A 15953-nucleotide genomic window follows, 5' to 3' on the forward strand; every position below is an offset into this window, starting at 1 on the left:
CAATCCCTGTTGCCGCTAACGCAGCGGCATACCACACCGATCGCGGCAATTGTTCGCCGCCGACAAACGTCAAAAGCAAGGCGACAAACACGACTTTGATTCCGAAGATCGGGGCCGCGATCGAAACATCACCGCGACTAATCGCCAAAAAGGTGAACGCGAGACCTTGGATAAACAGCCACGCAATCACCGCGGGTTGCCAGAACAGGGGCCAATCAAGCGTGGTGCCCCCGAGTACCCATAGCGACGAAAAGGCGATCGCCGAGAACAGGTTCGAAACGAAAACGATCGTAATTTGGCCAGCACCAGCGGCACCTGATCGTTTGACAAAGATCAAACCACAGACGTACAGAACGCTGGCGAGCAATGGAAGTAACAGGTGCATCGTGTGCACAGCCTACACGTCACCGCCGCAGCCGAGAACCGTGCGTCTTCAGGCGGCTTGCAGAAGCATTTGTTTAGCGTGTACCTGATCAATCGCAACGCAAACGTCGGCGACGGTGATCGCTCGCATCGCCGAGTTATCTGCGTTTCGTCGATGTCGTCGCGATCCGCGTTCGTATGCCTTTTGAATCGCGACTTGGCCGTAGGGACCCGAGTCACCTGGGCGTGTCGCACCGTAGAGCCCGATGGTGGGGGTGCCGACCGCGACAGCGATGTGCAGCGGACCAGTGTCACCGCTAATGAAGAGGTCGGCGTGACTGATCAGCGCGGCAAGGTGGTGGAGGTCGGTATGAGGCGCCAACACCGCAGCGCCGCCCGATTTTGCCACGATCTCGTCGGCCATCACTCGCTCGTCGCTGGTGCCCCACACCACTGCGGATTGATAGCCAAATTTCTGTTTTAGGTAGCGGGCGGTTTTGGCAAAGCGAGCCGCTTCCCAAAGCTTCGATTGCCACGTCCCTCCTGGATTGAGCACGGCCAACCGTGGGCTGGCGATCGTACGTCGCCATCGCGAGGCCCAAACGACCGACGCATCGGATACCGGCAAATCCCATTGAACCGACGGAGAGTGCAGCCCCAGGGGCGACAGCAGTTCTAGCGATCGATCCGTCACATGGCGAAACGCGGGTGCCACACGAACATTGTTCAACAGCCGACTGAGCTCGCCTCCATGTTTTCCCGCGAATCCAATCCGCTGATGCGCTCCGGATACCCATCCGGCCAATGCCGACTTGGTGTTGCCTTGGCAGTCAATCGAAATGTCAAATTGATGCGGACGCAAAAGAGCACGGGCGGTCTGGATTCCCGATGGGGAAATGAACCATTTGCGGTCAAGTTGAATCACTGCATCAAGGGCTCGATGTCCCCGCACCATCGGTGCCGCTTTGCGTTCGACCACCCAGCCCAAATAGGCGTCGGGGAATTCGGCTCGCAACGCACAGGCAACGGGAAGCGTTAAAATCGCATCGCCGATCGCACTGAGACGAGAGATGAGAATTCGAGGTCCACCTCGCTGCTTGATCTTTACATTGGACATCACGGCGATCCTTCGCACGAAAAATTGGGGCGTCCTATTGGGTGATTCTAAACGGCCGACCGCAGGCGATGCCAGAGCGATCAGTCAAGATCCTCAACCTACAAACGCTAGCAAATCAACTAACGTGGCTGGCCATCGGCGGCGTCGAGTGAATATCGATATTCTGTGAAGAAAAACAACGGCAGATTCACCACGAACGAGCCGCTCCGTGGCTAAGGGGGCACAATCCAGCGACGAAGCGAAGGAAGGTGGAAAGCCGCCTCCCCCTGGCAATGCGATCAAATCGTATAAAGTCGCGAGAACCGCAGCGGATCGGCGATTCCGTGTCGTTCCATTCTCGCTATCAAACGGCCCGAGGATTCGCCATCGTCGATCGTGGCGATCATGTCTTCGGCGGCCAATTGATAGGGGCGGAGCCGTTGTTCCTTGCTCATTTCCCAAGCGATCACCAACTGCTTTCTCGCGTCGGCAAAGTCGGACGTCGAGGTGGCCGTCAATTGCAGCAGCAAGCCTTCATAGAAATAGGCGACGGTCTTTGCAAACGCACCTTGCTCGCGATGCAAACGCCGGATCGCTGTTTCAATCGATTTGACCCAGGGGCCGGCAGGATCCTTTTTCAGTTGATGCAACGCGGTCAAAGCGACAAATTGCTCGACCATCACGCGATTGCACTGCAGCATCAACGCCGACAAATTGGCTTTCGAACTGCGTAGTTGCATAATCCGTTGCCACGCTTGGTCATAGTGCCCCTTGTAGAGATCAAGATGGACGTGGGCCGTCCATTCGAGGAAGTCAAGCATTTGAGTGCCGCCGCAAGCGGCTAAACTTTCTGAATTCTTATGCCGCACTTGCTCGCTGTCGATCACTCGATCTCGCATCAGCCAGGTGGACGCTCCGCAACCTGAGCTTGCGATGATCCATTGGAATTGATCATTTCGCTGTTTGAAATCGTCCAGCATTTGATCACATGTCTTGATCATCGCGGTCCATCGACCGACGTGCCAATGAGCCATCAAGTAGACTGAACGAAGGTGGCAAACTTCTAGTGTTAATGGCTCACTCGATGCACTGTAGTGGTGCACGCAGGCATCGAAGGACGCTGCCACTCTGTTCCAACGCATTGCCAACGCTTGCGAAAACGCAATTCCTGCCCACACATCACCGATCATTTTTGAATTCCCGGTGGCGATCGCTCGTGGCAACAAGTCTTGCAGTGCTAATTCACTGCGGATTCGTTTGGATCCATGGTTGTAAGAACCGAAGACGGCGGCGCCGACTTCGACGAGGATTCGGTCCGCTTCACTACCGTAGCGGACTGCCAAGTTTGCTGCGGTGATGTTCAACTCTGCCGCGTGCAGGTTGTCGTACATCGACAACGGGCGTGCCACCGACAAGCAGAGTTCAAGTCGTTGCCGGTTTCTTACCGTCACGTGCTCGGGGGACACGTCGCCTTGTTTACTTGAGAACCGAATGTTCGTGTAGACGCAATTCGCCACGAGACGCAAGATGTTGATTTTGCTCATCCAGCGTGGTTTGGCGGAGGGCACGTTCAGCAGACGTGTCAATCGTTGCAGTTGTTCTCGCACTTCAGTGAAATAGCCACAGCGAATCAGCAACGTGGTGGCTTTGAGCTGATAGTTGACGCTTTCTTCATCATTCAACTCGGATGCGAGAAGCTGAAAGTAATGTGCCGCGTCCACGGGACGGTCGGCTTCGACAAATGTTTCCGCCGTGATCCGAATATGCTCAATGCGTTCGGGACCACTGACATGGTCGATGACTTTGGCGTGCCAGCGAGCGGCTTCGGTTTTGGCGTGATAGCGTTGAGCGTTTTCGGCAGCAAGGATCGCGTACGAGACGGCGCGGTTAGGTTCCTCGGCATCAAAGAAATGACGTGCAATGCGAGCTGCCAATTTACCCCCCGAATCGAGACGGGAAAGCAAGCGGGCCCACGCGGCGTGACACTCGCGTTTCTGTGAATCGCTCAGCGTGGTCGCCAAGTTCTCTGCAATGCTGTCGTGAAAAATCGAGATGCATTCGCCACCGGTAACGTCATCGCGAACCAACCGCTGTTGGACCAACTCTGAAAGAACGGCATCAATCGACTCACCCAAACCGGTCAATTCGCTCAACTGTTCTGCAGACACTAAATGCCCTGCGGTGACGATGTACGACAATGCGGCTTTGGCATCGTCACTGAGTCGTGCCACACGCATCGGCCACAGTTGACCGGTGCGAGTGACCACGCGGGTTCCCGAATCGGTTTCTTCGCCGCTGACGGTATGGTGAAGCACGCCACCGGGGCGGAGTTCTTCGATAAAGTCGATCAGACGCAGTGGGTTTCCCTGCGCCGCTTGAACGAGTTCTTCGATGGCGGTGAAATTCAAGCGGGCCGACCAACGACGAGCAGCCCCGATGAGCAATTCTTGCGAGGCGGACTCGGTCAAACGGTCGAGCTGAATTTTGTGATGGGGCGGTGATGCTTGGTGGTCCCCGTCGGGACGCGAGACCGTGATGATGCCCAACATGCCTCCGCTGACCGTTTGCAAACGGTCCAGCACATTTACACTATCGCGGTCGGCCCACTGGACGTCGTCAATGATCAGAATCAACGGACCGACCAATCGCAAGGCTTCGCTCAGACGCACCCCCGCTTCGATTGCATCAAGACGCTTGAAACTTTTTCGGTCTGGATCGACCGAAGTGCTCGCTTTCACGACGCTCTTCAAGACCGGAAATGCTTCATGCAAGAACTCCGTACTGGCGGGGTCAAGTTCCATGATGTCGCGATCGTTTTTCATGTAACGCGTGGCGATCGCATCACAGATTTCGTCGAACGCTAACATCGGAAGGTCTTCGCCAGAGCGACATTTCGCGCGAAATAGCTGCCCCCATCGTTTTAAGTGAATGTATTGGGCTAGTTCGTCCACAAAACGGCTCTTGCCGATTCCCGACGGACCTTCGATGTGTAACCGTCCCACCCCGCCGCTGAAAATGTCATCAATCCAGTCACAGCACTGCTCGAGTTCAACATCTCGTCCCACGATGGGAGTGTCGATCCAGAGGCAACAAGGCGATTCGGCCGATCCCAGTCGTGATAACGCCGATGCGGTGGGGCGATCGACCGGATCACTCTGCAGCATCTCGGCACAAGCTTCACGTAACACGCTGGGGACATCCGAGGACAAATCCTCGACCGCTTCGCTGATCATCTCTTCGTCATCACGCCGATTGTCTTGCGAACGCTCAATCGACAAATGCACATGATCGACCGTGCGATCCAAGATGCGAAGGGCGTCCAGCAAAACCAACCCCAAACTAAAGATGTCGCTGGCAGGCAAATAGTATTGGTCCCACAAACTTTCTGGTGCAAAGAAGTGTGGCGGGCCGACGAGATAGTCGCGATAGCCGTTGGGATCGCTATCGAAATCGATTGTTCCGACCAGCCCGTAATCAATCAGCCGACCGTGACCCGTATGATCAATCATTAAATTTTGAGGCTTGATGTCCCGGTGTACCAAGCCACGTGAATGCATCAACGCCAAAGCCGATGCGTATTGACGCACCAATGTCAGCAGTTGCTTGTAGCCTCCATCGGGATCTCGTTTGCCAAGGTCCCAAACCCCTAGTGAAAACGTTTTGCCTTTGACCTCTTCCATCGAAAACGCAATGTGGTCATCGATGTAATGAATTCGGTCGAGGTGGATCAGACCGGGGTGCCGCAACGGGATCATGCGGCGAAAACCAAGCTTGTTGCGGACTAGGTTTTCACACTTCGCCGGCAGCAATAGTTTTAATGCGCAAAGTCGACCGGTGCTTTCATCGCGGGCGCGGTAGACGTATCCACTGCTGCCCTTGCCAAGCAGGTGGTGCAGCATAAAGTGCCCGAGTTGGTCGCCTGGTTTCCATGGGGGCGCAATCCGATCACTCGAGGCGTCGGGAAGATGTGTTTCTCGATCTTCTTGCCCACGAATTTTGGTGTCCGAGGAAGGGTCGGTCGGAAAGTGCTCTTCATTGTCGCGTAGTCTGGCCATTGAACCTGTTACCCCCGTCAAACTTGAACGTCGACCGCAGTTCACTCATGCTGCAAAGCAACAGAGTATAGATCATCTGACCGAAAAGAGCAGGTCAAAAAAAACACGACCGACGCATTGAGTTGTAGGAACGAAACGCCAGTAAATCGAAGTGCCCCCCTTGCTGATCGACCAACTCCCCATATCGCGTGGGCACTAGTGTCACGCATTCGCTAAAGAGAATGGGGCGAGTTTCCCGCGGTTTCAGTGAAATCCATAGATTTGCAGGGTAAACGCGTTGCAGCGCCGTGATCCGTCGCTATTCGTGGCGAATCGAATGCGGGTGGGGGTTCGGCAATCAGAAGCCCGCAGACGCGGCAACCCAGGCTTACGGAAGCTTGAGGGCTCAGAAGCTTGGGGCTCAGAAGCTTGGGGGCGGTTTAGGCCGCGGTGGGCGTGGCAATCGATCGCACGATACAAATGGAGTGATCGTGTTGTAGGTTCAACACGGTGGGGGGAGAAATGCGTTGCTGGGTGTCCCACATCTCGATTGTTGGACGGTCAAACGTTCTACCGCTGGCGCGAATGACGCGGCCCAGTTTGTCATTGCTCAGTTCGACGAAGCTACCCAGCGGGTAGAGTGATGTTAATTCAAGCAGCGCTCGCACGACCGTGGCATCGAATTTGCCTTGCTTCATTTCCTGAAGCAGCTGTACGAGGGCATGATACCCCTGAATGGCCAAGCGGTGGGGACGCGTCGAGATCATTCCAATAAATGCGTCGGCCACACAGGCAATTTTTGCGAGCGGGTGAATCGCATCGCCATGGCGTCCGCGAGGGTAACCGCTGCCATCACACCGTTCATGAATTTGATACGACACCATTTGCGAACCGATGGATACTTGTTCACCGAATTGCCCGATCACTTCGGCGCCACGGACGGGATGGTCGGCGAGACGTTTAAGCATGCCATCGCTGAGCGGATGTTTTGAGCAAAACAATCCGGTACCGATCGCCTTCATCCCGATGTCATGAATCAAGCATCCCACGCCGAGTTCGATCAGCAGCGCTTCGTCGAGCCCCATTTGCGATCCCATCGCCATCGACATGGTGGCCAGGTGCACACCGTGCCGCGCCGGGTACTCGGTTTCGAACGGCGAACAAGCCATGCAGACGAGCGCATCGATGTCTTCGGTCATCCGTCGCAAAATATCCTGACACGTTGCGTGCAGCGGTGCCACGCTGCCATCGTGTGTCGCCAACGTTTCCTCAAAAATCTGGTTGATCGATTCAATCGAGTCACTGGTCTCGGACGCCCATTGATGGGTCATTCCTGGTTCATACGAGCAGTTTTCGGGTTTGCGTGCGCGAGCGGCAAACGGCAATGTATTCTCGTGTTCGGGCTCATCGTCGGCGTCTAAATGTTGGTCCAAGATCAACGTTTGCTCGTTGATCGTGCTCGATTTGACATAGGCCGGAGGCGGAGGCACCTTCACCGCCCGCCCTTGTGGGGTGAAGGCATTGAGGATGGCAATGTCCTTTTCGCTTAGCAGCAGACTCTTTACCCCCCGCAGCTGCAGTCGCAGGATCAGATCCGCAGTGATTTCTATCCCTTCACCCAACAGCCGAACACGCGCATTGTCGGGATCGGGGATTGCCGAGGTGAGTTTGACACCCGGAACCAGCAATTTTGCAGAGACTTTGCGGTATTTAGACATGGAAAGGCTCGAGACAGGGCGACGCGGGCAATTCAATGCGTTTTCCAGAGGGCAACTCGGACTTGCGCATTTTGATTCAGACAAAAGTGAAATCGGTTCGGAATCAAGCGGATCCGTAGCAATTGGGCTGCAAAGCAGGGAAAGGGGATGCCGAGATGAGTGGAGTACCATCTAGCCACCATCTAGGGCTAGAGCGTATCAAGGGCGACGAAAATAAAAGACTTTTACACTCCCGTTACATAGGTTTACATGCTCTGAGACAGACAGGGCTTTGCGGTTCTGTAGAATCTCCTCACTCAGGCAGCTTCGTGAGATGTCTGACGCTTTCACAAGGACATTCAACGACAGGATTTCATCTTATGGCTTCGGTCATCCCTCCTACCAAAAAACAGACTCGCCGCCAACGCAATTCGTTGGACCGCGCTCAGCCCGCTCAACATAAAAAATCGAATCGCGACGCGAACTCACCTCATGTCAGCAACGATAAAATTGGCAAATTGCCCTCAAACGCTCATCCGACGGCTTCGGAACGACGTCATGTTAACAATCTCAGCTACTGGGCGATTGGTTGGTTAACGATTGCCCACTTGGTCGTACTGGCGGCTCCTTTCTACTTTTCCTGGACGGGATTGGCTGTGATGGTCGTCCTGCACTGGATGACGGGCAGCCTGGGGATTTGCCTCGGTTATCACCGCTTGTTGACCCACACCGGCATGAAGACTTATTCGTGGGTCCGTTATGCGTTTGCCACGATTGGAACCTTGGCGGGCGAAGGCTCGGCATTGGATTGGGTTGCCGATCACCGCAAGCATCACGCTCACAGCGACCAAGAGGGCGATCCGCATTCGCCAAACGAAGGCGGTTTGTGGGCCCACATCACGTGGCTCGCGTTTCACACGCACAACGGTGATCGCACCGCCTACTTGCAGCGTTGGGTCCCTGACTTGTACAAGCAACGTGGGATGCGAATTTTGGACATGTTGTTCTTGCCCCTACACATTGCCGTTGGCTGTGCGCTGTACGGCATCGGATATGCAATTGGCGGCAACGATTTCGGGCTTTCGCTGCTGATCTGGGGGATGTTTGTTCGTCTGGTTGGCGTGTTGCACGCGACTTGGATGGTCAACAGTGCCTCGCACATGTGGGGCTACAAGAACTACGAAACCACCGACGACAGCCGCAACAACTGGCTCGTCGCGATCGTGGCGTACGGCGAAGGCTGGCACAACAACCATCACGCTTACCCACGGATGGCCAAGCACGGTCACAAGTGGTGGGAATTCGACATTACCTGGCAAGCGATTCGTTTGCTGCGAGCCTGTGGCTTGGTTTGGGACGTGGTCGATTATCGTACCGTCGCTGAGAAACAAGCCGGTGAGAGTGCTCCGACGACCGCAGCATGATCGGAACGCAGACGATCAAGTCAATGAATCAAAAACGCCGCTTGCACCTTGGTGCCAGCGGCGTTTTTTTTTGTCGGTCAGTGGATCTAGCGTTGGGGCGACTTTAACGTTTGGAAGAGGTCAAAAATGCAGCGATGACACCTGCGATCAAACCACCTAGGTGGGCACCATTGGCGATCGGCCCAAACATTCCGGTCATACACAAGACCAACCATGCCAACATCAGCATCACGTTGCCTTGAGACATGCGAATTGGGTACGACAAATCCATTTGCGGACGAATCCATAAGTAGCCGAACAAGCCGTAAACGGCTCCCGACGCCCCGATGGCAAACGGCGATCCTGCGACCGCTTGTAAGATCGGCGGCAGTGATTCGGCACCCGGCAGTGAGACCTGCAGCATCATTCCGGCGAGCTGGCTGAGGAACAGCAAGATGCTTAGAAAGATCGAACCGTGCAGTCGTTCGATCGCCGAACCGAGCAGGAAAATCCATATCATATTGAACGCGAGATGCAGCGGATCGGCGTGTAAAAACATCGGCGTGATAAAACGCCACACCTCTCCCTTGCGCACCGAAGCAAACCAATCGCCGTCGCTCTCGACGTAGTCACGGTAATCCACGAAGGACAGGGCGTAGTCGACCGACTGTTCGGTCGTCAACTGGGTGCTATCAAGCGATTGCCTTGGCTTTCCAAATCCTCCGGAATAACTAGCGATCACCGACAACACGATCACGCTGATCACAACGGGAATCCGTTGCTGACGGCCAGCCATGCCGGCACCCCCGAGTCCCCCCATCGCCGACCTTCGTGACGCCGGCATCGATCGTTGTAGCTTTCGCTGCTCGGCGATCTTGCGTTGGTGATGGTTCACCCGCTCGTTGCGAATGGCGTCCGCCTTGCTTTTGACTTGGTACGATTCTGAATCGGGGGATTGCTCGAACAAGGCAAATTGTTTGCGGGCTTCTTCGACGTCCTTTTCCTCGCGGATCCAGATGTCCCAGCGGGGGCTCTCGGGGGCCCCGTCGGAGTCCGCTGCAGCATCGATCGACAGTGTGACCAGAAAATCACAGAACCGATGAGCAAGAGTTTCGTTTTCAAGGCTGCCGATTCGCCGCATCAGTTCAAAACCGTGTTCAATCGAGTCGTAAAGGGGGAACTACCGCAGGATTGTAGAGAGTATCTACGGAAGGCTAGTTGTAAGCGGAAATTTTGTAAAACGCACTCCCATGGCAGCGATTCTAGCAAGCGTTGAGGGGCCGCCAGGAAAAAGTGGCCAGCGGCAACGAGCCGACGGTGGGTAACGATCCAATGAGCCCGCGATCCAATGAGCCTGCGATTCAAGGAGGTTGGGAAACAAGGAGTTTGGGAAACAAACCGACTCACACGGACTTTTGTTTCCGCTGCGTTTCAATTTCCTCAAACGTGTAGAGTCGGCCGGTGCCGGATCCAGGGCAAACGCTGCAAGTTTCTTTCCAATCTTTCTTTCGCTCGAGATTACTGTCCCAGAACGGCCATGTCCGGCACTGGATCGGTCGAGCACCGTAGACGCTGCATTTGCGGGTTTCGGGGTCTAGCAAGATACAGTCCCCGTCGGGATATTCTTTTAGACTTTTGTCTGCGCCGACTTGGCGAACGAATTGGTACTCGAACGCGTCGACCTCCATTTTCATTTCGTCGGCCAAATCCGCGATTTCGTCTTCATTGACCCACACAAATCCCGGCGCTCCGCTGCAACAGTCCCCGCACTGAGAACACTCAAAACGAAGACCGTCGGCGTACCATGGAACCGCCTTTTTCTTGTTGTTTGAATCTTGCTTTTTGGGCATTATGGAGGAAACCGCAGGGGGGCATTGGGTCAGGCTCGAGCGGCAGCTGTCGCTTCCAAACGATCGAATTCAAGTTCCAGCCGAGCTTCTTGGAACGCATCACTGTAGCGTTTCGCCGCGAAATCGTCGACGCGGCCAGTCGTTTTTGCACTGCGGCGGATCGACTCTTCCGATTTGTACCGAGCTGGGGGTGTGCTAAATTAGAGGCATCGATCTCGGTAGGTTCTCTGCAAATCGCTTTCTTCGGAGCTTGTTCCATGCGAATTTTTTCTACCCTCTTGGTGTTGGTGTGCAGTTTATCGATGGCCGTAGCGACCGTGGATGCCCGCGAGTGGTCAAGTCCCGACGGCCAATTCAAAATCGATGCCGACGTGATCGCCTTTAACGAATCGACGGTGGTGTTAAAACGCAAATCCGGAAAATTGGTGGCGGTCGAATTGGCTGAGCTGTCGCAACAAGATCGGGATTATGTGGCGTCCAAAGAGACGAGGGATGCGTTCCGCAAATCCGCGGACCAAATGCAGACGTGGACGTCGGTCGACGGAATGATGATCCGCGGACGTGTGCTTGCCTATGGCAAAAAGGATCTTGTGGTGCAGCGGAAGAAGGGCAATGTGCTGATCAACGGTCAGCCGTTTGCCAGGATCGATCCGCTGCATCAAAAGCTTGTCCTGAAAATCATTTCACATCTCGAGGGAGAACTGATTCAAGAGGAGTCGCAGCTCACTGCCTGGGCCAAAAAAACGCTGGCGGCGGAACCCAAGGCTTATCCGCTCGAAGGCGTCTTGATGCAACTCGAAAGTGGTGACGAAATCAGTGTGCCGTTCTTTTTGTTTGCCAAAACCGATCTCGCCGTCCTGCAGCCTGGTTGGGAACATTGGCGCAGCCAAATCGAAGACGAAGCGGCTCGCGAACGCGAAAGTTTGATGGTTCAAACCTCTGCGATGCAGTACCAGCGTGAAAAACAGCAGAACTATCAAATCGAACGAATGAAACTTGATATGCTTGCTGCGGCCACCGGGTTAACCTCCATTTGGGAAGTTATGCTCGAGCCAAGGCAGGGGGTTTATGGTCGCCGCACCAGCGTCATCGTGACCGCACGCAACAGCGACATCGCGACGCATATGGTGACGGCTCGTTATCCCGGTTACGCCGTGATCGGAGTCCGGCGGGCTAACCGCTGATCCGGACCGGTCGCGTTAATTCGGCCCAGACGCTGATGGGGCCCAGAAGTCAATTGGGCCCCGCCGTCAATCCTGCCAATCGCGAGGCGGTTGACTGCGACGCTGTCGAGGCTCGACCGCAGGGGCAACGTTCGATGCGGACGAGTGTTTTTTTTAGGAGAGTTGATTGAATGAGTTCCGAACCGTTCGCCGTACTGATTGTTGATGATGAACCCAATATCCGATCGGGTTTGGCGAAGGGGCTCGCCGGCGAAGCCGACCTTGTGAAGACCGCGGGCGATGCCGACGACGCACTGGACCAATTCAACAAAGGTTCGTTTCAATTGGTGATCGCGGATGTGCGATTGAACAGCAGCATGACAGGGATCGAGCTGTTAGAAAAAATTCGTTACTTGCGTCCGACCACCGCGGTCATCGTGATCACCGCTCACGGAACCGTCGAGACCGCCGTCGACGCGATGCGTGCGGGCGCATTCGATTTTATCTTGAAGCCGCTTGACTTGAATTTGATCCGTCAGCAAGTCCGCAAGGCTCGAGAGTATTCCCAATTGCGAGTCGAGAACCGGCAATTGAGAACGCAATTGGCCGGCGCCGGGCAAGTCTCGAATATCATCGGAAACGGCGCCGCCATGCAGGCGGTGTTTCAGCAGATTCGCCAAGTTGCCGCTACCGAAGCGACCGTTTTGATACAGGGCGAAAGTGGCACGGGAAAGGAATTGATTGCCCGCGCCTTGCACGACCTCAGCGACCGAAGCAGCGGTCCCTTTATCGCTGTGAATCTAGGCGCGATGCCAGAAAACCTGCTCGAAAGTGAGCTTTTTGGCCACGAAAAAGGCTCCTTCAGTGGCGCCTCGCGACAAAAACCGGGATGTTTTGAACAGGCCGCCGGAGGCACTTTGTTCCTGGACGAAGTGACGGAAATGTCGGCGAAAAGCCAAGTCGATCTGCTGCGGGTGCTCGAATCACGCGTGTTTACGCGTGTGGGGGGCGAAGAGTTGATACACGCCGATGTACGCATCGTTTCGGCAACCAACCGTTCGGTGCATGAATTGATCGACGAAGGCGTGTTTCGCGAAGATCTGTTTTATCGTTTAAACGTGATTCCCATCGAAGTCCCCCCGCTGCGGGCGCGTCGCGAAGACATTCCATTGTTGGTAGAGCATTTTTTGGAACAGTTCTGCACGCGACATTCGCGCGACGCCAAACAGCTTTCTCCCGCCGCGATGCAAACGCTGGTTTCGTCCACCTGGCCCGGCAATGTTCGCCAACTGCGAAATATGATGGAACGGATTGTGGTGACCCACAGCGGCGAAGTCATCCATCATGACGAATTGCCCGCGGAATTGACGCGTACTCCGAGTCCGGCGAATAAAACGCTTGTTCCTTTGGCCGAAGCGGTCGAAGCTTGCGAACGCGAAACAATCGCTGCGGTGCTTAACGCCTTTGATCTGCATCGTGATCAAACCGCCAAAGCGCTTGGGATCAGCGTGCGAACGCTCCATTACAAAATGAGTCGTTATAATTTGCATTAACCCAGTGCACATGAACCCAGTGCACGTTGTCACTCCCACCTTGGTTGCCCCATGTCGTGTCGTGCGTCAGCGATCCGGCATCCCTTTCCTCCTCTGACGCGTTGAGATGAATTAATGATCCTTCTGATTTACCGCGCTGTCGCAACCTGGATGGTTCTGCACGCCTCTTTGTTATTGGCTCAAGACGTGTCGATTGCCACGTTGGATCCTGAAATGGCGGTCAGCAAAAAATCCGCCGGAGGAATCGATTGGTACGACGTGACTCAGTGGGGTGTCGAAGGCCGTATCTTGCCCGATCAAGAGCGACAACAATGGTTTGATCGTTTGCCTGCATCGGCGCAAGGGTCGGTGACCAAGAATGTTTGGAATCTTAGTCGTGACAGCGCAGGGATGATGGTGAGGTTCACCACCAATGCTACCGCCATCCACGTTCACTACAAATTGAAAGACGCGGGCTTGGCGATGCCTCATATGCCCGCGACCGGGGTCAGCGGAGTCGATTTGTATGCTCGCGATAGTCACGGCGATTGGAGATGGGTACAGGTCGCCAAGCCTTCGTCCCAAGAAGTCAAAGCCGAAATCGTAAGTGGGTTGGCGGAGGGGCAGCGTGAATACGCAGCCTACCTGCCGCTCTATAACGGTGTCGAGTTTATGAGTATCGGAGTCGAGCAGGGGCGTCATTTCGCAGGCTTAAAACCACGCGAAAAGCCTCTCGTGTTCTACGGTACCAGTATCACCCATGGTGCTTGTGCCAGCCGACCGGGGATGGTTCATACTGCGATCTTGGGGCGACGATTCGACATGCCGGTGGCCAACCTTGGCTTCTCGGGCAATGGGCGAATGGACAAAGCCGTCGGTGATTATCTGGTGCAAATCGATGCGGCTGCGTTCGTTATCGACTGTTTGCCCAATATGGGCCCCGCCGCGGTGGCAGAGAAGTGTATTCCGCTGGTCAAACAGATTCGTCAATCACGCCCCGACACCCCGATTGTGCTGGTAGAAGATCGCCGCAATACCAATGATTGGATCTTACCGGATCGCCAACAGCATCACACCGATAATCATGCGGCACTCAAAGCGGCCTACAAAAGTCTGGTCGATGACGGCGTCACCGGTTTGCATTACATCGAGGGCGATCATCTGTACGGCGACGACGCCGACGGGGCGACCGATGGTTCCCACGCCAGCGATCTCGGCTTTATGCGACAAGCTGATGTGTTCGAGCCAGTTTTGCGTAAGGCGATCGGCATGCAGAATTAGCATGGCAAACCCGTTTTGTCCCCTCCCCCCGCGGTTAGCGGGGCGGTGACATCTGGGTAAATCGCGATGCGGTGGGGAGATGGTTTTTCCCCAAACCGCGATCTCCTTTGACCCATCCCAAGGGGCGTCCGTGGTACTGCACCACGGTCCAGCCGCGAGAGCGACAGGGGATTGGAGATCCGCTGAGGTATTGTGCCGCTGTTTCGTGGTCGACATCCATTGTTTGTCGGGGGCGAAGGGAGGTGCCGCGTTGTAACGCCGCCGCATGTGCTGGCTTCCACACTTTGCCTGTGCGATGAGAAATTTCGGGACCTAATTTGGCAACCCGTTCCACCCATTCCGGGGCATCCTTTGGAATCGCGTAAAGCGATGAATCACTACCAAAATATCGATGCACTTGACCCGAATCGGTGAACCATTGGTCGAGTTCGACCGTGGTTTTAAATGGTTTGTTGTTGCGAAACGTTTTGGTCGACCACGATGCGTCCCCTTGAATCAACGAGGCCGCAAAGCTGCCAGCGCAGTCGTGTTGGTGAGGCCACAGGCGATAGCAGCCGGGGGTGATCGGAGACGCATACTGCTGCAGCGATGGGATCGATTCAGCAGTGAAGTCGTGCGAACCGAGCAGCCCGTCGATCTGAGCTTCGTTTTCCGCCGCGGCGAACGTGCAGGTGCTGTAGACCAGTTTCCCGCCGGGACACAGCAATCGCGTCGCGGCGGACAGGATGCGTTGCTGCCGCGATGCACTATGTTCGATTTGATGGCCCGATAACGCCGAGATCGATTGCCGTTTGCGTGACAATAACGCCTGTCCGCTGCAGGGGGCGTCCACCACGACGATATCAAAGCAACCCGTTAACTGTTTGGCGAGATCTTCGGGATCGAGTTGCGAGATCGCGAAACGGTTCGAACCCGTGCGAGACAAATTATGTAACAACGCGGGAACACGTGAACGAATCGGTTCGTTCGCCAGCAGAAAACCGCTGCTCTCGAGCGATTCCAGAATCGCCGTGGCCTTTCCGCCCGGCGCGGCACAGAGATCACATACGGTTTGATTTCTTAATGCATCAGCATGATCCGCTTGTAACGCGGCAAGCGCGAGAAGCGATCCCGCATCTTGAACGTAATAGTCGCCCGCAGCATACGCGAGTTCCTTCGATGGACGCGATTCAGTCGATTCGCTGCGATAGCCCAGGGCGTACCACGGCACGGGGGTGGTCGGAAACGGCAGCGATTTCGGGGCGACTTCGCGGCGTAGCCGAACGACGTTTCGGTGACGACTTGATAACGATGCGATAAACGCGTCGAGTTCGTCTGGCGAAAGCGAGATCTTACCAAGTGCGTCGCGAACCAGGTCGTGAAACGAGTCGCCATCCAAGGACTCGCCATGCGGAGTTGAAGTCACACTCATGCCTGACGTTGAAACCATCGCCAAGCGGACAATCCCATCGACAACACTCCGGCGAGCAAAAGCGGCGAGGTTAGTGTGAACATGATGAACACGATGTGGGCGAGATGCCCCGATCCGTCATCG

Annotated in this window: 10 protein-coding genes and 1 pseudogene; 4 read left to right on the forward strand and 7 right to left on the reverse strand. The window is 55.3% G+C overall.

The features are described 5' to 3' along the window. From ABX962_RS12615 to ABX962_RS12630, 4 genes and pseudogenes are all read right to left on the reverse strand, one after another. Window positions 1-385, reverse strand: a pseudogene (locus tag ABX962_RS12615) (EamA/RhaT family transporter); the annotation flags it as partial. Between the two features lie 48 nt (window positions 386-433). Then, window positions 434-1480 carry a glycosyltransferase family 9 protein gene (locus tag ABX962_RS12620; protein WP_372719884.1) on the reverse strand — a complete coding sequence of 349 codons (1047 nt, stop codon included), beginning with the start codon at window positions 1478-1480 and terminating at the stop codon, window positions 434-436. A gap of 278 nt (window positions 1481-1758) precedes the next feature. After that, window positions 1759-5514, reverse strand: coding sequence for a serine/threonine-protein kinase PknK (locus tag ABX962_RS12625; protein ID WP_372719886.1), 3756 nt, complete (start codon window positions 5512-5514; stop codon window positions 1759-1761). 419 nt (window positions 5515-5933) lie between these two features. Then, window positions 5934-7211, reverse strand: a complete 1278-nt coding sequence (locus tag ABX962_RS12630; RefSeq protein ID WP_372719888.1) for an HD-GYP domain-containing protein — start codon at window positions 7209-7211, stop codon at window positions 5934-5936. Window positions 7212-7570: 359 nt separating this feature from the next. Here ABX962_RS12630 and ABX962_RS12635 point away from each other — a divergent pair, with 359 nt between their 5' ends. Further along, on the forward strand, window positions 7571-8614 hold the full coding sequence (locus ABX962_RS12635; protein WP_372719890.1) for an acyl-CoA desaturase: 1044 nt from the start codon (window positions 7571-7573) through the stop codon (window positions 8612-8614). Window positions 8615-8717: 103 nt separating this feature from the next. Here the strand turns inward: ABX962_RS12635 and ABX962_RS12640 are convergent, their stop codons facing one another. Beyond that, window positions 8718-9734 carry a rhomboid family intramembrane serine protease gene (locus ABX962_RS12640; protein ID WP_372719892.1) on the reverse strand — a complete coding sequence of 339 codons (1017 nt, stop codon included), beginning with the start codon at window positions 9732-9734 and terminating at the stop codon, window positions 8718-8720. Window positions 9735-9996: 262 nt separating this feature from the next. Beyond that, window positions 9997-10443, reverse strand: a complete 447-nt coding sequence (locus ABX962_RS12645; protein WP_372719894.1) for a YkgJ family cysteine cluster protein — start codon at window positions 10441-10443, stop codon at window positions 9997-9999. Between the two features lie 257 nt (window positions 10444-10700). Here ABX962_RS12645 and ABX962_RS12650 point away from each other — a divergent pair, with 257 nt between their 5' ends. The 3 genes from ABX962_RS12650 to ABX962_RS12660 all read left to right on the forward strand — a co-directional run bounded on the left by ABX962_RS12650 (window position 10701) and on the right by ABX962_RS12660 (window position 14419). After that, a complete protein-coding gene (locus ABX962_RS12650; RefSeq protein ID WP_372719896.1) occupies window positions 10701-11627 on the forward strand; it encodes an SHD1 domain-containing protein in 927 nt (308 codons plus the stop codon). Window positions 11628-11797: 170 nt separating this feature from the next. Then, window positions 11798-13159, forward strand: a complete 1362-nt coding sequence (locus ABX962_RS12655) for a sigma-54-dependent transcriptional regulator (RefSeq protein WP_372719898.1) — start codon at window positions 11798-11800, stop codon at window positions 13157-13159. Between the two features lie 114 nt (window positions 13160-13273). Further along, complete coding sequence (locus ABX962_RS12660; RefSeq protein ID WP_372719900.1) at window positions 13274-14419, forward strand: SGNH/GDSL hydrolase family protein; 1146 nt, start codon at window positions 13274-13276, stop codon at window positions 14417-14419. A 34-nt stretch (window positions 14420-14453) separates the two neighbouring features. On the opposite strand, the gene ABX962_RS12665 is transcribed toward ABX962_RS12660, so the two are convergent. Next, window positions 14454-15830, reverse strand: coding sequence for an SAM-dependent methyltransferase (locus ABX962_RS12665; RefSeq protein WP_372719902.1), 1377 nt, complete (start codon window positions 15828-15830; stop codon window positions 14454-14456). Window positions 15831-15953 lie beyond the last annotated feature (123 nt).

The sequence above is a fragment of the Novipirellula sp. genome (assembly GCF_041583735.1).
Classification (GTDB): Bacteria; Planctomycetota; Planctomycetia; order Pirellulales; family Pirellulaceae; genus Novipirellula.

Excerpts from the sequence above, each read along its gene's own strand:
- ABX962_RS12625 (WP_372719886.1), bottom strand. The coding sequence starts at position 5,514 with ATGGCCAGACTACGCGACAATGAAGAGCACTTTCCGACCGACCCTTCC.
- ABX962_RS12660 (WP_372719900.1), top strand. The coding sequence starts at position 13,274 with ATGATCCTTCTGATTTACCGCGCTGTCGCAACCTGGATGGTTCTGCAC.
- ABX962_RS12645 (WP_372719894.1), bottom strand. The coding sequence starts at position 10,443 with ATGCCCAAAAAGCAAGATTCAAACAACAAGAAAAAGGCGGTTCCATGG.
- ABX962_RS12665 (WP_372719902.1), bottom strand. The coding sequence starts at position 15,830 with ATGAGTGTGACTTCAACTCCGCATGGCGAGTCCTTGGATGGCGACTCG.
- ABX962_RS12635 (WP_372719890.1), top strand. The coding sequence starts at position 7,571 with ATGGCTTCGGTCATCCCTCCTACCAAAAAACAGACTCGCCGCCAACGC.
- ABX962_RS12655 (WP_372719898.1), top strand. The coding sequence starts at position 11,798 with ATGAGTTCCGAACCGTTCGCCGTACTGATTGTTGATGATGAACCCAAT.
- ABX962_RS12650 (WP_372719896.1), top strand. The coding sequence starts at position 10,701 with ATGCGAATTTTTTCTACCCTCTTGGTGTTGGTGTGCAGTTTATCGATG.
- ABX962_RS12620 (WP_372719884.1), bottom strand. The coding sequence starts at position 1,480 with ATGTCCAATGTAAAGATCAAGCAGCGAGGTGGACCTCGAATTCTCATC.
- ABX962_RS12640 (WP_372719892.1), bottom strand. The coding sequence starts at position 9,734 with ATGCGGCGAATCGGCAGCCTTGAAAACGAAACTCTTGCTCATCGGTTC.
- ABX962_RS12630 (WP_372719888.1), bottom strand. The coding sequence starts at position 7,211 with ATGTCTAAATACCGCAAAGTCTCTGCAAAATTGCTGGTTCCGGGTGTC.